General features: G+C 36.3%; 26 protein-coding genes and 1 pseudogene. 16 read left to right on the top strand and 11 right to left on the bottom strand.

The annotated features are described in order from the left end of the window. Positions 1 to 15: 15 nt before the first annotated feature. Positions 16 to 600, bottom strand: coding sequence for a pyridoxal-phosphate dependent enzyme (locus FGL31_RS27995; protein WP_138091880.1), 585 nt, complete (start codon positions 598 to 600; stop codon positions 16 to 18). Between the two features lie 19 nt (positions 601 to 619). Further along, positions 620 to 1,036, bottom strand: a complete 417-nt coding sequence (locus tag FGL31_RS27990; RefSeq protein ID WP_138091877.1) for a pyridoxal-phosphate dependent enzyme — start codon at positions 1,034 to 1,036, stop codon at positions 620 to 622. A 108-nt stretch (positions 1,037 to 1,144) separates the two neighbouring features. Between FGL31_RS27990 and FGL31_RS12440 the strand changes: the two genes are divergently transcribed. Beyond that, positions 1,145 to 2,140, top strand: a complete 996-nt coding sequence (locus tag FGL31_RS12440; RefSeq protein ID WP_446677071.1) for a Glu/Leu/Phe/Val dehydrogenase dimerization domain-containing protein — start codon at positions 1,145 to 1,147, stop codon at positions 2,138 to 2,140. After that, a complete protein-coding gene (locus FGL31_RS30370; RefSeq protein WP_446677082.1) occupies positions 2,080 to 2,478 on the top strand; it encodes a dehydrogenase family protein in 399 nt (132 codons plus the stop codon). Before FGL31_RS12440 ends, FGL31_RS30370 begins: the two co-directional genes overlap by 61 nt. 259 nt (positions 2,479 to 2,737) lie before the next feature. On the opposite strand, the pseudogene FGL31_RS23575 reads toward FGL31_RS30370, so the two are convergent. From FGL31_RS23575 to attM, 4 genes and pseudogenes are all read right to left on the bottom strand, one after another. Continuing rightward, positions 2,738 to 2,959 (bottom strand): annotated as a pseudogene (locus FGL31_RS23575) (hypothetical protein); the annotation flags it as partial. 25 nt (positions 2,960 to 2,984) lie between these two features. Next, entirely contained in the window at positions 2,985 to 3,188 is a 204-nt protein-coding gene (locus tag FGL31_RS23570; protein ID WP_232046701.1) for a hypothetical protein, read from the bottom strand. A gap of 177 nt (positions 3,189 to 3,365) precedes the next feature. After that, positions 3,366 to 3,728 carry an alcohol dehydrogenase catalytic domain-containing protein gene (locus tag FGL31_RS23565; protein WP_197734228.1) on the bottom strand — a complete coding sequence of 121 codons (363 nt, stop codon included), beginning with the start codon at positions 3,726 to 3,728 and terminating at the stop codon, positions 3,366 to 3,368. 9 nt (positions 3,729 to 3,737) lie between these two features. Next, positions 3,738 to 4,532 carry an AttM family quorum-quenching N-acyl homoserine lactonase gene (attM, locus tag FGL31_RS12430; protein WP_197734227.1) on the bottom strand — a complete coding sequence of 265 codons (795 nt, stop codon included), beginning with the start codon at positions 4,530 to 4,532 and terminating at the stop codon, positions 3,738 to 3,740. Positions 4,533 to 4,786: 254 nt separating this feature from the next. On the opposite strand from attM, the gene FGL31_RS12425 reads away from it, so the two are divergent. Continuing rightward, complete coding sequence (locus tag FGL31_RS12425) at positions 4,787 to 4,978, top strand: hypothetical protein (protein WP_171017663.1); 192 nt, start codon at positions 4,787 to 4,789, stop codon at positions 4,976 to 4,978. Positions 4,979 to 5,161: 183 nt separating this feature from the next. On the opposite strand, the gene FGL31_RS12420 is transcribed toward FGL31_RS12425, so the two are convergent. Both FGL31_RS12420 and FGL31_RS12415 read right to left on the bottom strand, forming a co-directional pair. Continuing rightward, the gene (locus tag FGL31_RS12420; RefSeq protein ID WP_138091874.1) at positions 5,162 to 5,845 is read right to left on the bottom strand and encodes an SIR2 family NAD-dependent protein deacylase; all 684 of its coding nucleotides are present in this window, start codon (positions 5,843 to 5,845) and stop codon (positions 5,162 to 5,164) included. A 68-nt stretch (positions 5,846 to 5,913) separates the two neighbouring features. Continuing rightward, on the bottom strand, positions 5,914 to 6,207 hold the full coding sequence (locus FGL31_RS12415; RefSeq protein WP_099371066.1) for a YgaP family membrane protein: 294 nt from the start codon (positions 6,205 to 6,207) through the stop codon (positions 5,914 to 5,916). Positions 6,208 to 6,356: 149 nt separating this feature from the next. On the opposite strand from FGL31_RS12415, the gene FGL31_RS25615 reads away from it, so the two are divergent. The 4 genes from FGL31_RS25615 to FGL31_RS25605 all read left to right on the top strand — a co-directional run bounded on the left by FGL31_RS25615 (position 6,357) and on the right by FGL31_RS25605 (position 7,829). Further along, positions 6,357 to 6,845, top strand: a complete 489-nt coding sequence (locus FGL31_RS25615) for a restriction endonuclease (RefSeq protein ID WP_232046700.1) — start codon at positions 6,357 to 6,359, stop codon at positions 6,843 to 6,845. A 187-nt stretch (positions 6,846 to 7,032) separates the two neighbouring features. Further along, a complete protein-coding gene (locus tag FGL31_RS30525) occupies positions 7,033 to 7,179 on the top strand; it encodes a hypothetical protein (protein ID WP_512745625.1) in 147 nt (48 codons plus the stop codon). Beyond that, positions 7,172 to 7,633 carry an LOG family protein gene (locus tag FGL31_RS25610; protein WP_232046699.1) on the top strand — a complete coding sequence of 154 codons (462 nt, stop codon included), beginning with the start codon at positions 7,172 to 7,174 and terminating at the stop codon, positions 7,631 to 7,633. Before FGL31_RS30525 ends, FGL31_RS25610 begins: the two co-directional genes overlap by 8 nt. Beyond that, a complete protein-coding gene (locus FGL31_RS25605) occupies positions 7,605 to 7,829 on the top strand; it encodes an LOG family protein (protein WP_232046698.1) in 225 nt (74 codons plus the stop codon). Before FGL31_RS25610 ends, FGL31_RS25605 begins: the two co-directional genes overlap by 29 nt. Positions 7,830 to 8,142: 313 nt before the next feature. Here the strand turns inward: FGL31_RS25605 and FGL31_RS12400 are convergent, their stop codons facing one another. The 3 genes from FGL31_RS12400 to FGL31_RS25595 form a co-directional block, all read right to left on the bottom strand. Continuing rightward, positions 8,143 to 8,385: a GIY-YIG nuclease family protein gene (locus tag FGL31_RS12400; RefSeq protein WP_197734226.1), complete on the bottom strand. Its 243-nt coding sequence runs from the start codon at positions 8,383 to 8,385 to the stop codon at positions 8,143 to 8,145. 340 nt (positions 8,386 to 8,725) lie between these two features. Further along, positions 8,726 to 8,905 (bottom strand): hypothetical protein, encoded by a 180-nt coding sequence (locus tag FGL31_RS25600; protein WP_262709243.1) that lies wholly within the window; start codon positions 8,903 to 8,905, stop codon positions 8,726 to 8,728. Positions 8,906 to 9,009: 104 nt separating this feature from the next. After that, positions 9,010 to 9,396 carry a 4-(cytidine 5'-diphospho)-2-C-methyl-D-erythritol kinase gene (locus FGL31_RS25595; RefSeq protein ID WP_232046697.1) on the bottom strand — a complete coding sequence of 129 codons (387 nt, stop codon included), beginning with the start codon at positions 9,394 to 9,396 and terminating at the stop codon, positions 9,010 to 9,012. A 319-nt stretch (positions 9,397 to 9,715) separates the two neighbouring features. Here FGL31_RS25595 and FGL31_RS12390 point away from each other — a divergent pair, with 319 nt between their 5' ends. From FGL31_RS12390 to FGL31_RS12365, 9 genes are all read left to right on the top strand, one after another. Further along, complete coding sequence (locus tag FGL31_RS12390; RefSeq protein WP_138091871.1) at positions 9,716 to 10,042, top strand: hypothetical protein; 327 nt, start codon at positions 9,716 to 9,718, stop codon at positions 10,040 to 10,042. A 283-nt stretch (positions 10,043 to 10,325) separates the two neighbouring features. Further along, complete coding sequence (locus tag FGL31_RS12385) at positions 10,326 to 10,859, top strand: two-component regulator propeller domain-containing protein (RefSeq protein ID WP_138091869.1); 534 nt, start codon at positions 10,326 to 10,328, stop codon at positions 10,857 to 10,859. 62 nt (positions 10,860 to 10,921) lie between these two features. Next, positions 10,922 to 12,052, top strand: coding sequence for a triple tyrosine motif-containing protein (locus FGL31_RS12380; RefSeq protein ID WP_138091866.1), 1,131 nt, complete (start codon positions 10,922 to 10,924; stop codon positions 12,050 to 12,052). Continuing rightward, positions 12,036 to 12,482: a helix-turn-helix transcriptional regulator gene (locus tag FGL31_RS12375; RefSeq protein WP_138091863.1), complete on the top strand. Its 447-nt coding sequence runs from the start codon at positions 12,036 to 12,038 to the stop codon at positions 12,480 to 12,482. The genes FGL31_RS12380 and FGL31_RS12375 overlap by 17 nt, the downstream gene beginning before the upstream one ends. 431 nt (positions 12,483 to 12,913) lie before the next feature. Next, positions 12,914 to 13,597, top strand: a complete 684-nt coding sequence (locus FGL31_RS23560) for a TonB-dependent receptor plug domain-containing protein (protein WP_197734225.1) — start codon at positions 12,914 to 12,916, stop codon at positions 13,595 to 13,597. 23 nt (positions 13,598 to 13,620) lie between these two features. Then, the gene (locus FGL31_RS23555) at positions 13,621 to 14,052 is read left to right on the top strand and encodes a hypothetical protein (RefSeq protein ID WP_197734224.1); all 432 of its coding nucleotides are present in this window, start codon (positions 13,621 to 13,623) and stop codon (positions 14,050 to 14,052) included. After that, positions 14,040 to 15,920, top strand: coding sequence for a SusC/RagA family TonB-linked outer membrane protein (locus FGL31_RS23550; RefSeq protein ID WP_232046696.1), 1,881 nt, complete (start codon positions 14,040 to 14,042; stop codon positions 15,918 to 15,920). The genes FGL31_RS23555 and FGL31_RS23550 overlap by 13 nt, the downstream gene beginning before the upstream one ends. Before the next feature lie 263 nt (positions 15,921 to 16,183). Further along, positions 16,184 to 16,504 (top strand): RagB/SusD family nutrient uptake outer membrane protein, encoded by a 321-nt coding sequence (locus tag FGL31_RS23545; RefSeq protein ID WP_197734222.1) that lies wholly within the window; start codon positions 16,184 to 16,186, stop codon positions 16,502 to 16,504. Further along, positions 16,497 to 17,462 (top strand): RagB/SusD family nutrient uptake outer membrane protein, encoded by a 966-nt coding sequence (locus tag FGL31_RS12365; protein WP_197734221.1) that lies wholly within the window; start codon positions 16,497 to 16,499, stop codon positions 17,460 to 17,462. Before FGL31_RS23545 ends, FGL31_RS12365 begins: the two co-directional genes overlap by 8 nt. Positions 17,463 to 17,479: the final 17 nt, after the last annotated feature.

Genomic DNA, 17,479 nt, shown 5'->3' with positions numbered 1-17,479 from the left:
GCTAAATATAGGGATTTAAAACCAATTCTGGTAGCCAAATATGCCCGGAATCCCCCCGGTATGGATGAAAAGAATCGGCTCTCCTTTCGGAAACCGACCTTTCTTGATATCTTCAACCATTCCTGTAAAAGCCTTTCCAGTATACACAGGATCCAGAAATACACCTTCGGTTTTTGCTAAATGTTTAATAGTCTGTAGTGTTTGCTCATTTGGAATTCCGTAACCCTCTCCCACATAATCATTGCTCAATCTATATTCAATTCCCTGAGATTGCATTGATAAATCAAACAAGTTTAAAATTCCTTCAGTGATATTTTTGGTTTCATCCAATATAACCTCTCTATCTGGCTGGACATTATAAGCTTGAATGAATGTTTTTTTACCTAAAATCTCATACCCAGCAATTAAACCTGCATGAGTACCTCCAGACCCACTTGCCAAAGTGATATGCTTAAAATCAACATCTAGATCCTTGGATTGATCCTCAATTTCGTAAACAGCTCTTGCATATCCTAAACCTCCAATGGTATTGGAACCCCCAACAGGGATAAAGTATACCTTGTCTCCAACTGTTTCATAATGTTTCGTTAGGTTATTGATGAAGTTGGTTGCTGATCCATCATTTTGCTATTTCGTGAATGTTTGCATCCACGATATTATCTAAAACTAAGTTTCCATTCAGTTGGTAACTCTCAGTATCGAGCGGTACCGAATTCTTTAGGACCAAATCTACATCAAATCCCATCATCTTTGCGGTAACAGCAGTTAAGCGTGCGTGATTTGATTGCCTGGCTCCTATTGTGATAATGCGATTGGCTTCGTACTGTTTGGCGTCCGCCAAAAGATATTCTAATTTCCTCAACTTATTACCGCCACAACCTAACTCTGTAAGATCATCTCTTTTTATATAAATTGGTGTTTCCAATTCGTTGCTCAATCCTTGTAAATAGAGAAGTGGACTGGGAAAACTAAGCAGTTTTAACCTGTTAATTCCACTTACCAATAGATGTGAATCAAATCTGTTAACTTCTTTCATAATTTAAAATTAACAATAAAAATCTTGTGATTAAAAAGCTAAAATATTGGCATTTTTAGCATATTTTTGTTTAATATTGCGATAAATCAAATAAATATTTATCAATAAATGTCCCTTAATTTTAAGAATTTCATTAAGCTAGTAGATCAGCGCAATCCTAACGAGCCTGAGTTTCTACAAGCGGTTACGGAGGTTGTGGAGGATTTAATCCCTTATATTATTGAAAACAGAGCTGATTTTATTGATCTGAGAATCTTGGAGCGTATGGTGGAACCTGAACGTGTAGTTTCATTTCGTGTTGCTTGGTTAGATGACAAAAATCAGATTCAAGTAAATAGAGGATATAGAGTGCAAATGAATTCTGCAATTGGTCCATATAAAGGTGGTCTACGGTTTGCTCCAGATGTCAATTTGAGTATCTTAAAATTTTTGGCATTCGAACAAGTCTTCAAAAATAGCCTGACCGGTTTGCCAATTGGTGGTGGTAAAGGAGGCTCTGACTTTGATCCTAAGGGAAAATCAGATAATGAAATTATGCGTTTCTGCCAAAGTTTTATGACAGAATTGCAAAGACATATTGGTTCTGAAACGGATGTCCCTGCAGGAGACATTGGTGTGGGAACCAGAGAAATCGGATACTTATTCGGCCAATATAAAAGACTACAGAACAATTTCTCAGGTGTATTGACTGGTAAAGGTACCCAATGGGGTGGTTCTTATATTAGACCAGAAGCTACAGGATATGGATTGTTATACTTTGTGCAATGTGTGCTGGATTATAACAACGAATCTATAGAAGGTAAAACAATAAGTATTTCGGGTGCTGGAAATGTGGCATTCTATGCTGCGGAAAAAGCAATACAATTGGGAGCTAAAGTTATAACTCTTTCAAATAGTCAAGGAACAATTTATGATAAGGATGGCTTTACATTAGAAAAATTAACATATATTGGAACATTAGGAAGAGATTTGGCTAAGTATGCGAAAAAATATAATTCGCAACTTATCATGCTAAAGAGAATCCTTGGCAATTTAAATGTGATATTGCTCTACCGTGTGCTACCCAAAATGAAATCAATGAATCTGATGCTAAAAAATTGGTGAAAAATGGTTGTACAATTGTTGCGGAAGGTGCAAATATGCCTTCTACAGCAGCTGCTATCAAAATCTTTCATCAAGCAAAATTGCATTTCGGGCCTGGGAAGGCAGCAAATGCTGGTGGTGTAGCAGTATCAGGCTTAGAAATGTCTCAAAATGCAATCGGACAACAATGGTCACATGAAAAAGTAGACCATAGATTGAAACTGATCATGGAGAATATCCATAAAACCTGTGTCAGGTTTGGAAAAGAACCTAATGGATATGTCAATTATTTAAAAGGTGCAAATATTGGTGGCTTTATTAAAGTTGCAGAAGCAATGAAAGCCCAAGGAGTAGTTTAGAATAGTAATAATTTTATATTTTTAAAGTTCTGCCCCGAAAGGGTCAGAACTTTTTTAATTAATGACAATTCATTTAGCTACATAAAAAATCATATAGTTGCTTGCCAATCTTAATCGAACAAAATTATTTGGCGGATCGCGTCGCCATTTGCTAAACGCTCAAAGCCCAAATTGATATCTTCTAGTTTCAAGGTGTGAGTTATTAATTTATCAACTGGCAAACGTCCCCATTTTATAAAGTTCAATAAATCTCGGAATGTCAATCGTCGGAACACAGCTTCCTAAATAACAACCCTTCAATGTTTTTTCCTGCCCCTACTAAGGTTAAGGGATTCAAACTTAAGCGTGCATCAGGATGCGGTAATGCACCGGTGACCGTTACTCCACCTTTCTTTGTAGCATTGAAAGCAAAATCTAAAGCTGGCATCGCCCCTGCAAACTCCACTGATTTATCCACCCCTCCTAGCGTCATTTCTTGCTTGAGGTCTTCTAATGCGCTTTCTGAGCTAGAATCTAAAGAATGAGTCGCACCATAACTCTTTTGCTACCTTTAGCTTAGCATCGCTTATGTCTGCGGCGATTATTTTGGACGCTCCACCTGCAATTGCACCTAATATAGCTGATAAACCAACCCCACCAAGCCCAACGACCAAAACAGATTCACCGGGTTGCACTCCCGCAGTATGAACCACTGCACCAACACCCGTCATCACAGCACAGCCAAAAAGAGCCGCTATTTCGAATGGAACTGATTTGTCAATCTTTACTAAGGAATAGACTGATGCAACTGCATATTCAGCAAACCTGATACGCCCAAGTGATGGTGGTAGATCTCTCCTTTATTGTTTTTGATTTTCTTATCACCATTGAGCAAAACTCCTTCGTTATTAGCTTTTTGCCCCTGGATTGCATAATGCCGCCCTCCCAGACATACAATATTCACAACGTCCACAGGATGGCAGAAACGCAAAAACAACATGGTCACCTACCTCAAAATCTTTAACATCCTCACCTAATTCAGTAATTATTCCTGACGCTTCGTGGCCAAGCACCATAGGCATTAGGCGAGGACGATTACCGTCTATCACCGAAAGATCTGAATGACAGAGACCTGCAGCCTTTATCTTTATTAGAACTTCTTCCTTCCCAGGTTTTTCAACCTCAACCTTCTCTATAGTTAATGGTCTCGATTCAGTATAAGGACGTGAATGCCCTCCTGATTGATGGAGAACCGCTGCTTTGATTTTCATAAGTATAAATTAGTTATAATATTCTTCCGGACCTTTTTTGAACTCACCCCACTTAATAGGATCATGACCTGTGACTACCAATGCATCATATTTATCTGCATATTCATGGAGTTTCTTTACTGATCTTACAGTGTCAACAGTTGAAGCTAAAAAACCAGGCAAAGCCTTTTCCTCCCAATGGTCTGTTGTGTAGGCAGCATCAACTGTTAAAAGAATGGAGCCTGAATTGGGCAGCGTGATTAAAAAGCTACAGTGACCCGGAGAATGTCCAGGTGTTGGAATGATTTTAATAACTCCGTCCCCGTAAACATCAAACTCATCATTATAATTCAACTCTAGGAATTGCCATTTTAAGTTGGGTTTGTCGAAATCCTTACGGATATATCCACCTGCAGCAAACCAATCTGGAGTAAATGCATATTCATATTCCTTTCTTTGCACAACATGTGTTGCATTCGGAAAGTTTCCAATAGCTCCCGTGTGATCTAAATGAAGATGAGATTGCAGAACGAATTTTATGGAAGATATATCTATTCCTAAATTTTTAATGACTTCAACACATCCTTCCGATTCATCCATAACAGGCCAATAAACTTGTGTTATTCCACCCCAATGTTCCAAAGGGTTTTGAGCACAATGTACAGAATTGCCTCCATCTATTATGATATTTCCTTTGGGGTGAGTAATTAAATACCATGGAACAGGAATCTCGTAAGGGTCTAAGGATGCGTTCATTTTGATGTTGTTCTCTTTACATTTCAAAATGCCAGTTTGAAACATATAAAGTCTGATGTCTTTTTTCATAGCAAGTTTTTTGTTGGTTAGATATATCCCCTAAAATAATAAATCAGAATAAATAATCACAATCATTTTATTAATTTAATTAATTATTATATAACAATTAATATCAAATTTACAGTAAAGAAATTTTGACTCTGCTAAAACCTTTAGTGCCTTTTGTTCAATCTAAACTTTGATGTATCTTGCCAAAAAAAATATTTAATCATGCGTGTATTAGCTGAGTTACCCATCCAGATTGTAAAATCACAATCTTCGGAATGAACCAGAAATTTATAATAAAATTTGAACAAGGAAGTTTAGAACAATCGTATAAGTTAGCGGAAGCTGATGTGGTTGGTGGTGTGAATGGAATATTTGAATTGCTGGATGATGACTTTATGAAAAGAGTTCTGGACCTTTTCGCACAAATGAGAAGTGCAATTATTGAAACTTATAATAAATATCAATAATTAGTACATGTAAATCATATTTACACTTGATAATTAGATGTTTATATAATAAAAAGCCTGAATGCAAAATTATATTTGCAATTCAGGTTTTTTTTATGTTGAAGTTTTTATTAAATTAAATTATTATTTTAAATAATATTTATAAATAACTGATTTTCAATTATAAATATTTTATATAAAATTTTATTTGGCTAATAATTCTGCCAAATAATCCACTCCTACACTTGCTTTTTCTGATATTTTATGGACTACTGGGGGTACATTATAATTTTCTGCATTAGGGTCTATAAGAATCAATTTGCAGTTTGGTTTTGTTTCATAAATTAAGTTTGCAGCAGGGTAAACTTGCAATGATGTTCCAATAGTCACAAACACCTCTGCTTCTGTCGCCAACTTATATGCCTGCTCCATATTCGGGACTGCTTCACCAAACCAAACAACGTGTGGACGCAATTGCGATCCTAATTCACATTGTTCTCCTCTTTTTATTTCTGCTCCTTTAATATCGTAAACAAGTGATGGATTAATTGATGATTGGGATTTAGTAATCTGACCATGTAAGTGCAGTACCTTTGAACTTCCTGCCCGCTCGTGCAGATCATCTATATTTTGTGTGATGATATGGATGTCATAATCTTTTTCGAGTTCTGCGAGTTTCAGATGAGCATGATTTGGGCGCGCTGAAAGACAATCCGCCCTTCTCTTATTATAGAACGCTTGGACCAATTCTGGATCTTTCAGCCAAGCTTCAGGAGTGGCAACATCTTCAACTCTATGCCCTTCCCAAAGACCATCTGAACCACGGAAAGTCGGAAGACCGCTCTCTACCGAAATTCCTGCTCCTGTAAATACAACTACTTTTTTCATATGTAATTTTAAAAAAAAAATCGGCTTCATTCATCAATGAAACCGATTTTAGGTTGTTACTGTGAATGTTACTTCACAAAATATCTATGTTCAATAACTGTTGCTTCAGGCTGTTTGCCTTCAATAGCTTCCTTTACTGGGCAGCTTCCAGTTACTCCTCTAAAAATTAATGCTCCACCCAATGTGATACCCGAAAATGCCGTAATGGGATTTTTGAATAGCTTTCTAGCTCCCATACCTAATATAAAACCACCAGCTATAACTGATAAAATACGCTCCGAGGTCCCAACATTTCCTAATTCACAGGACTCATCTAGCTTTGTCTTTACTTTGTCGATTGCAAAATTTAAAATACCGCTCATAATTTTCGAAATTTATTCCTTTACAATATAACGATTGAAATATTAAAATGTTTCTACTTAGGTATAAATTTTGTGTTAAGCCCCGTATAATTCGTAAATTCAAACTTTCTGTATTTAAAATAAGTCTATGCGCGTAAAAAAATATTCTGGTGAGCTCGTGCCGTTTGATGAAAACAGCTCTTCGACGCTCCCTTACTAGATCTGGTGCAACTGAAAATGAGGTTAATATGGTATATGAATCCATTAAAACTTCAGTATATGATGGGATATCTACCAAAGAACTTTATGAAATGGCATTTAATGCCCTAAGGGGTAAAAAAAACTCCTACGCAGCTAGATATAGTCTAAAGAAAGCAATCCGAGAACTTGGTCCTGAAGGGTTTTATTTTGAAAAATGGATTGCAAGATTGTTTCAAGAAGATGGATATGAAGCAATAACTGGCCAGACTGTCCAGGGACATGCAGTAAGTCATGAAATTGATGTAGTTGCGGTCAAAGGAAACGAAATGCTCGCAGTTGAATGCAAATTCAGAAATGATGCAGATGCCAAAATTTCGGTTACGACTCCAATGTATTTCAAATCTAGAAAAGAAGATATAACAGGAATATCCTATAATTTCTTTAATCAGAAACCGTGAATTTACGGATGGATGGCTCGTCACAAATGCTTACTTAACTACTGACTCTATATCATTTGGCAATTATTATAAAGTAAATCTTCTATCATGGGATTATCCTAAAGGTAGTTGCTTAAAAACTAGAGTTGACAGCAATGCAGAATACCCAGTGACCTGCTTAACTAATATTACAGAACAAGATAAGGCGATGTTACTAAAAAGCCAGATTATATTGGTCAAGGATCTAGTAAAAACTCCACAGGTTATGGATAGAATACAGATCCCTAAAGATAAACAATCACTTATATTAAAAGAGGCAAATGAATTAATTAACAGTCCTTTAGAACATGAGTAATAAATTTGTACGTGAAGAAATTAACTTCCTTAAAGGTGCCCGCGGACGCTGGAATGAACTAAAATATGCATTTGGTGTAGTCTTTCAGTTTATGAAAGGCTTTAGAACTTTGCATTTTGTTGGCCCATGCGTTACGGTATTTGGTTCTGCTCGATTCGGTGAAGACCATCCATATTATATTCAAGCCCGAGAGATCTCTGCTAAACTAGCCGAACAAGGATTTACCATCATGACCGGCGGCGGTCCTGGAATAATGGAAGCAGCAAATAGAGGTGCAAAAGATGTTAATGGAGCTTCAGTCGGATGTAATATCGTCCTCCCACATGAACAAAAGCATAATCCTTACATGGACAAATTTGTAAACATCGATTATTTCTTTGTCCGTAAAGAATTGCTGCGAAAAATATTCCTTTGCATTTGTTATTATGCCAGGCGGTTTCGGAACTTTGGATGAATTTTTCGAAACATTAACCTTGATCCAGACAAAAAAAATATCCCAATTCCCAATCGTCGTAATGGGTATGGATTTCCATCAAAACATTAAAGAACATGTCGACAGGATGATCATTGAAAAGACGATCAGCCCTGAAGACCAGGATCTATTGCTCTTTACCGATGATATCCAAGAAGCAGCTGGCACATATCCTTAAATATGCCGACACCAATAAGATCATAAAACTTCAAGACCCGAAACCAAGTTGGATATTGGGAGAGAAAAAAGCGATTTGACGAAGTATCGGGCCTTGGATGTTCGGTCCCTGAGCGTAGCCGAAGGGCCCGAACAATCACAGACTAGACAAACCGATCTGGTCCCTGGACTTCAGCCGGGGTCCCTGAGCGGAGTCGAAGGGCGACTACGCTAAACCAACGCAGCCACCGAGCCGAAGGGTCAATTATTTTTTCATACTTCTTTAGGCAAATAATACTTAAAATGTGAAAGATTTTTACATTCAGAAACTTTTATTAAATCATCGTAAAATCCACTAATAAGCAATTCTTTCTTTTTTCTACTCCATCCCTGTACTGTTTTTCTCTGTGGAAAGCATCTTCAATTCTTTGGAATAATTCAAAGTAAACTAATTCCACAGGTAAATGCTTTTTAGTATAATTCGATCCTTCTCCATGATTATGCTGTAATATTCTGATTTCTAAATTCACCGTACTTCCAGTATAATAGCTTCCATTAGAACAACGTAAAATGTACATATAGCCCATTATTAATCATATAATTTATGATTAATAAATTTAATTATACAATATTAGAATTGCTTTTGAGGGTTGTTAAATTTTGTTTAATAATTTCCTGGGCTTCGACTCTTGGGCTTCGACTCCGCTCAGCCACCGAGTCGAAGGGCGGCTCCTGGTTTTCGACTCCGCTCAACCAACGCAGCCACCGGGATGTTCGGTCCCTGAGCGTAGCCGAAGGGCCCGAACAATCACAGACTAGACATACCGGTCCCTGGGCTTCGGCCTCGGTCCCTGGGCTTCGACTCCTGGTTTTGACTGCGCTCAACCAACGCAGCCACCGAGCCGAAGGGCCGAATATCTAAAGTTCTGCAGGAAAATATACTTTCCCGTATTTATTCAGTTCTTCCAATCCTTCCAGATCGTTAAAAATCCCGAATACGGAAGATCCTGACCCGCTCATAGAAGCATAGATAGCTCCATATTCATAAAGCTTTGCTTTAATATCTCCAATAAGTGGATATTTCTCAAATAAGGAAATTTCAAAGTCATTTTTGATATGAAATTTCCATTCTTGAATCGGTAATTCTATTGCTTTTCTCCAGGTCTACTTCAGGAATCATAGGACTCACATTACTATAAGCTTCAGCAGTGGAAATATGAATATCGGGTTTGATTACGACAATTTTTATATGCACTTAAGTCTAGACTAATCTCACTCAGTTCAGTCCCAATACCTTCAGCGTACATTGCTTTATTGTCTATGAAGAACGGACAATCTGCACCTAATTGGGCAGCATATTTCTTTAACCTATCCTTCTCTATTTTGAGTACGAAATAATCGTTCAAAAGTTCGAGCGTACTGCTAGCATCCGAAGAACCGCCACCTAAGCCAGCACCAATAGGAATGTTTTTAAGGAGATGGATCTTAACAGGATTAATATCAAAGTCTTTTTCAAGTAATCTGAACGCTTTTAAACAGAGGTTATCTGTGTCCGCAGGCAGGTCTGAATTCCAAAATATGCAATTCAAGTTTAGAATGAGGCAGAATCTCAACCACATCATAAATCTTGACAGGATAAAAAATGGTCTCCAAATCATGATAGCCATCAGGTCTTTTCTTGCGAATATGCAATCCTATATTAATTTTTGCGTTTGCGAACTTGAGCATATACAAATTAAATGATTTTCTTCAATGTAGCCAATCACTATTTAATGTTCCTAACAACCTTTTATTATATTTGATGTCGGATGATCAAACAATACATATCTTTTATTATTGATATTACTATCACTGTTCGCTGGAACTATTCCTTTGGGCAGAGCATTCCACGCGTAGGAACTCCATTTGTTGAGCAATATAATAAAACTGAAATATAAAGCTGGGAACCAAAACTGGGGACTCGCCGTAAGTGATGCCGGAATTATTTATTCGGCCAATACCGAAGGGTTGTTATCTTATGATGGCCAGGAATGGCAACTGCATAGGATGAAAAACAATGCTGGCTTAAGAAGCGTAAATATAGATCCAAGTGGCAGAATCTTCGTTGGTGGAGCTGGGGAATTTGGTTATTGGACTAGGTCAGACTATGGTAAGATGACCTACACCAGTCTGACCGGCCTTGTCAAAGATAAACAAGCATTAAAAAACGATGAGATCTGGGAGAATTATACTTGATGGTCAAAAAGTATATTTTCATACATTTTCCAAGAGCTAACCTATACCACAATAACCAAATCCCAAACTGTTACAGCTGATGGCGAGCCATTTCTTTTCGGATTCAATGTAAATGGGAAAATCTTTTTCGAACAAATCCCTTCAGGACTGCACGAATTCAAACAGAATGGTCTAGTTCAAATAAAAGAAAAGCATAAAATAATGGGTGTTAATATCTTAACTATGCTTTCTTTCACCTCCCACTGAAGTTTTGATCGGAACTGATAAAAACGGAATCTTTAAAATGAGATTCGATGGTAGTATTGAACCATGGCCTAATGAAGCTCAGGATTTATTGAAAAAATACCAAATAAACAATGGGATCAAACTTTTCGGAAATCAGTACGCTTTTGGAACGATACAAAATGGAATTATTATCCTGAATCAAAACGGAGAAATAGTTCAGCATATTAACAAAAACAATGGCCTACAGAATAATACCGTCCTGAGTTTAGCTACAGATAAACAATCGAATTTATGGGTGGGTCTTGACAATGGAATTGATCGAATAGATATTAATAGTCCCTTGTATTATTATTCTGATTTAACAGGAAACATCGGAACTGTTTACAGCTCAATTATTTTTAATGAGAAAATCTATCTAGGTACCAATCAAGGATTGTTTGTCAGTGACTGGCAAGGAGTTAACAAATATAAATCATTGAGTTTCAAATTGTTCCCAACTCAGAAGGTCAAGTTTGGAAACTGGAAAATATTTCAGGACAGCTGGTGTGTGGACACAACAATGGAACTTTTATTGTTGAAGGTTCGGGATTGAGGAAAATTTCATCAGTCACTGGCGCTTGGAATTTCTCTCCCATATTAAATTCCAATTATTGGTTGCAAGCGAATTATACAGGTATAGGTCTAATGCAAGCCGGTAACGGTATAACATCCTTGAAGCAATTTTCCTTTAAAAAAGATCCAATTCGAAATATCATGCAAATTGGACCTCGGGATTTTTGGCTGAGCAACAATCAGAACATTTTTAGTTTTAAACTTAGCCAAGATTACCTAAATGCTACGGAGTTCAAAATTGAAAATAACGGGTTGCCAAAAGATACAAAGTTGCATGGTATCTATAATTTGTCAAACAATGTAGTCTTTGCAAGTGATTCAGGTTTTTATTTGTTCGATAATATCTTAAAAGTATTTAAGCCATATGAGGAGCTGAATGTGCAATTATCAACTTTTAAAAATGCAAACAAGGTAATTCCAATAAATGCAAATGCATATTGGTTTATTAAAAAATCACATATTGCTAAAATACAGTTCCTTTCTGATGGAAAACTTAAAATCGATTCCAGTTCATGGAATTCATTAAAAGGTAGGATGATGAATGATTATGAACAGGTCTTGAACGTTGATGAAAGATTATCTCTTATTGGTCTTGACAATGGTTTTGCACTCTATTTTAACCAATATCCAGTTCAACAAAATTTGCCAAAACCAATTATTACAAGTATTTGGAATACAACGGATGAACCGATTTCACTTTATGAAAACCTTGAAATACCCAACAATAAAAACAATATCCGGTTTTCTTTTGCTTCGCCATGGTATTCTTCTGCCCCATTAAAATATCAGTTCTATTTAGATGGATACTCAGAAAATTGGTCTAATTGGGAAGAATTAGCTTTTAAAGACTTCACAAACCTGCCATTCGGAAAATATGTGTTCCAAGTTAGATCAATAACACCAAATGGAACTCAATCTGAAATTACTTCTGTCAATTTCAAAATTCTGCCGCCTTGGTATTTGAGTTGGCCAGCCATAATATGCTATATCATACTCATATTTTTGATTGTTTACTTCGGCAAGAAATGGTATGAAAACAGATTAATGGCTCACCAAAGAAAATTAAAGAAAAAGCTTTTAGAAGAACAAGAAGAACGTATGGCCAGAGAAGCGGCTGCCACTGAAAAGAAACTTATATCCTTGAAAAAACATTCAATTGGAGCAAGAACTTGAAAGTAAAAATAGAGAATTGGCAAATGCTGCAATGAATATCGTCTACAAAAATGAAATGCTCAATAATTTACACCATGAGCTAACTAACCTTAATGATTCAAATGGGAATAAATTAAGTAATGATCAAATCCGAAAAGTAAGTAAGCTTATAGATGAAGCTCATAATGATGACAGAGATTGGGATCTGTTTGAAAAGAGTTTTAATGAAGCTCATGAGAACTTCTTTAAAAAACTAAAGGCTGAATATCCTGAACTTGTCCCTAATGATTTAAAACTTTGTGCTTATTTAAGGTTAAATATGTCTAGTAAAGAAATAGCCTCCTTATTAAATATCAGCACTCGTGGTGTAGAAATCAGAAGGTATAGGTTAAGAAAAAAATTGAACCTACCTACAACAAAAAATCTAACAGAATTTCTCCTCGAAGTATAGGCTTATATTTTTTAATGTGTGAAGATATGGTCAATCCTATAACTTGACCGGTTACTTACATTGCTAAAAATTTTAAGCTTTTTGTGTTGTTTTTTGCTAAAAATCCTCCTTCTTACTGATAGTAAATTCAAAAAATTCATATATTTTTTTACTTCTTACTACTACAAAACTACATCAATCCATCGAAATATAATATGTGTAAATCATACACTTAGTATTTGAAGTTGTAAGGAATATAAATTTTTTAATGATTTATTATTCAATACTTTAATATTTACTTAATATCACATTGAGCAAGTAAAATTTTCATGTAGTAGTAATGTAGATATGAAAAATTTCGATTCCAAACCAATACATCACATATTTGTTAAGTGAATAAACACTTTTTTTTACTTAACTAAACATTTTTACTCAATTAAACCATTTGTTATATGAGGAAGTTATTTACACTGACCTTTGTTTTCCTACTAAGCTTGACCTGGCTTTATGGACAAAACAAGACCGTCACTGGTACGGTAAAGGATAGTCAGAGCATGATGGCATTGCCTGGCGTTTCCGTTACGATCAGCGGTCAATCAGCAGGAACACAAACGGATGAGGCAGGCCGTTTTAGCCTAGAGGCTGCTCCTACTGATTCGCTCGTATTCTCTTTTGTAGGATATGTATCCCAATCTGTCGTCGTTGGTGAGAAAGCTCAAATCAATATTTTCTTAGACGATGAAAACTTAGCACTTGAAGAAGTAGTTGTGGTCGGGTATGGTACTGCGAAGAAAGTCGATCTTACCGGAGCAATTGGTAGTGTGAAAGCGGCTGAAATTGTGAAACAACCAGCTATGTCTGCGATGCAGTCTATCCAAGGTAAAGTAGCTGGATTAAACATTACTGCTTCTGAAGCCCCCGGCTCTACACCACAAGTAAATATTCGTGGTCTTGGAACTGCTCTAGGAGGTAGAAATCCATTGTATATCGTAGATGGTTTCCCAATGGATAACCTTAATAGTATTAATCCTTCTGATATTGAATCCATTGACGTATTAAAAGATGCTTCTTCAGCATCTATTTATGGTATCCGTGCCGCAAATGGGGTAATTATGGTTACTACCAAAAAAAGGTAAAGCCGGATCCGTAAAAATCAGTTATGAAGCATAATGCAGGAATGAAAAAAATGCTGAACAAGGTTAATATGGCTGATGCTTCTCAATATATTCAATATTACAACGAAAATATAGCGGGTATTGGAAGAGGAACTCAATTAAAAGCTCAACAAAATTATAATACCAATTGGTTTGATGAAATATTGCAAAATGGAACTGTGTACAACAATACCATTAATATTTCAGGTGGGTCCGAAGTAGTTGATTATTTCTTAAGCGCGAATAATTTTACCGAAAATGGTATCATAGATGGTTCTAAATTCGTAAGAAATACAATTAGAAATAACAATACCTATAAATTTTTGGATAACAAATTGAAGTTTACACAAACCTTAAACTTATCCTTTAATAAATCAACTCCAAAACCGTTTAGTTCTTTTAATGATGCATACCGCCAAACGCTTTGGCACCGGTAATGTTCGATAATGGAAGATATGGAACTTCAATTTACAACACTACCACTGGTATTGCAGGTTATCAAACCGGCCCAAATGAAGCTTCAGGAAACTTGAATTCTATTGGAAACCCAGTTTATGCTATTCATAGAGCAAACGAATTGCAAAATTCAACTCGAATACAGGGAGGTATGGAAGGTGAATACCAAATTTTGGATTACTTAAAAATTAATTCTAGAGTTGGTGCAACGAAGATTTTTACAAACGGTAGAACATTTTCAGATATCAAAGATGCGTGGTTGAATGGAAACCCTCTACGTACTGAACAAGAATTCCAAAAATTAAAAACCGACAACCCAGACGCTGTTTCTTATGCCAACAATAGTTTGAATTACAGCAAATCGGAAAACTTTAGATGGCAATGGGAAACATTCTTGACTTTTGACAAAAATTTTAATGGTCATCAAATCAATGCTGTGGCTGGTTTCTCCATGGAAAAATTCAATATTTCAAATAATATTTCAGGAACAGGCTATGATGTACCTGTACAAGAACAATATTGGAATCTAAACATGGCTTCGGCTGATTATAACAAAGTTTTAAATCAAACTTATAACACGCCAACCGCTCTTTCTTCTGTTTTTGGAAGAGTTCAATACAACTATAACAGTACATACTATTTAACAGCAACTGTTCGTAGAGATGGTTCAAGTGTGTTCAAAGCGACTGGCGATTATTTCGATATATTCCCGTCATTTGGTGCTGGTTGGACAATCTCTAATGAAGATTTCTTGAAAAATAACACTGTTTTGAACTTCTTGAAATTAAGAGCCAATTGGGGTATTTTAGGAAATCAAGACATCCCATTAAATGTTTCCCAATTATTGACTGCTGATGGAAGTTCAAACTACAATTATGTATTTGGACCTGGGCAAGACCTAGTATTAGGTGCAGCTTTTGGTAGCCCAGCATTACCCCTAACTTGGGAAAAAACTCACGAAACAGGTGTCGGATTAGACTTTGAGATGTTTGACAGAAAATTATCAGGTTCATTCGATTATTACAATAAATTAAATACCAATGTATTAATGAATGTACAGCCTATCCTAAACTCTGCTTTTGCCAATAACTTTTATGACCATGGCGGAAAGGTTAGAAACAATGGTTTTGAGGCTGTGTTAAGTTGGAAAAATTCAATTTCTGAGGATTTCAACTACAATATTGGTGTTAATTATGCCTATAACCACAATGAGTTGACTGATGTGAAACCAGCCTATGATGGAGCTATCGGTGGTAGTTTATCAAATGGACAAATTACAAAGCAAATAAAAGCTGGACAGCCAATCTATGGATGGTGGATGTGGGAAGCTGATGGTGTATGGCAAAATACAGCAGAAATTGAATCAGGAGTAAAATATGGCTCACCAAGACCAGGTCATTTAAAATATAAAGATCAAAATGGCGATGGTGTGATTGACAACAGAGATAAAGTATTCTTTGGATCGTATATGCCGACGTCTACATATGGTGTGAATATTGGAATCAATTATAAAGCGATTGACTTCTCTTTATCAGGTTATGGTGTTGCGGGCAATAAAATCTATAATGCGTTAAAAGGAACTAGGATTAATGGTGGTGAAAACATTACCGAGGATACCTTTAACAACCGATGGACATCAGATAATAAATCTAATACAAATCCAGGTGCAGACAGAGATTCTTATGCATCTAGTTATTATCTAGAGTCTGGTAATTATTTCAGGATCAATAATATCACATTGGGCTATACTTTCAAAAAACTGTATAACTCTACATCCAATATGAGATTATATGTTACTGCTCAAACCCATTTATGTTCACCAAATACACTGGGTTTTCTCCTGAAATAGCAAGTGATGGAAATCCAGCTGCGACTTCGGGAATCGAGCTTTCGGCTTATCCAACAACAAGAAATTTCCTATTTGGTATCAATGTGCAGTTTTAATCTTTAATTACGAAATAACATGAAATTTAAAAATATAAATATAGCACTTCTTATGGCAGCTGGTTTTATGATAACTGGTTGTTCAAAAGATTTTTTAGATGTTCCATCTAGAGAAATTATTGAAGCAGAAGATAGTGAACAGAATTTTTCACCAGAGGTTTTTGGTGAATGGGGGTATATGGAATGTTCACTGACTGGAATTATGGATTTGCTTATATGGGAATCACAGAAATCATTTCTGACAATTCGGATAAAGGTTCCTCACCTACCGATACTGGAACTGATAAGGACATTCTTGACAATTTAACCTTTACTTCTACAGCAAGTTCTTTTGCTTCCATGTGGGAACAATGGTATAAATCAATCGGTCGTGCAACGAATTCAATTCAATTCACTGAAGAATATGGTCTGACTGATGAGAATTTAAAGAACAGATATATAGCGGAAGCAAGATTTCTGAGAGCTCTCAATTATTTTTTGGTTGGTTAGAGGTTGGGGTGACATCCCTATTCAAGAACAAGATTTAATCAAAAGAGTTCCGGCAAGTGAAGTATATGATTACATTGAAGCTGACCTTAAATACGCGATTGATAATCTGCCTGAAAAATCCGAGTACGCTGCAAAAGATTTAGGTCGTGCTACAAAAGGTGCGGCACAAGGTTTATTGGCAAAAGTTCATCTTTATCAAGGTGAATGGCAACAAGCCTATGATATGGCGCAGGCAGTAATTAGTTCAGGTGAATATGCACTTGAACCAAATTATGAGAAAATATGGCGATTGGCAGGTGAAAATGGATCTGAATCAATCTTTGAGGTACAAGCAAGGGGTTCTTCTATTGCACATGGTATTCAGCAATATTCTCAAACACAAGGGCCTCGTGGAGGTGCCGCTGGTATTGGTTGGGGATTTAATACCCCTTCGGAAAATCTATTGAATGCATTTAATGCAGAAAATGATGCTATCAGAAGAGATGCAACCATTATTTTCAGAAATGAAACCATGTATGATGGCAGAGAAATTGGAAATACAGAAAATGAAATGTACAATGAGAAAGCCTATTCATCTGCAAATGGTGGAGCCAATGATACAGATAAAAACCTTAGATATCTACGTTTAGGTGAAGTTTACCTAATTAAAGCAGAGGCTGCGAATGAACTCGGAAATACAGCTGAAGCACTTACAGCGCTGAACGCAATTAGATCCAGAGTAAAATTGCCAAATTCAACTGCATCTGGGCAAGCAGCAATTAGACAAGCGATCTGGAAAGAACGCCGATTAGAATTAGCTATGGAGCATGACCGTTGGTTTGACCTGGTAAGAACAAAGCAGGCTGAAGCTGCAATGAAAGCCGCAGGAAAACCGTTTCAATCAAAACATTATCTGTTCCCAATTCCAGATAATCAGATTATTCAAACGCCTGATATGATTCAAAATACTGGCTGGTAATTTTTCATACAATTAGA

It is taken from the genome of Sphingobacterium daejeonense, from assembly GCF_901472535.1.
GTDB lineage: Bacteria > Bacteroidota > Bacteroidia > Sphingobacteriales > Sphingobacteriaceae > Sphingobacterium > Sphingobacterium daejeonense.
The sequence above is the reverse complement of the archived record's forward strand: the minus strand, read 5'-3'. Positions and strand labels throughout refer to the sequence as shown.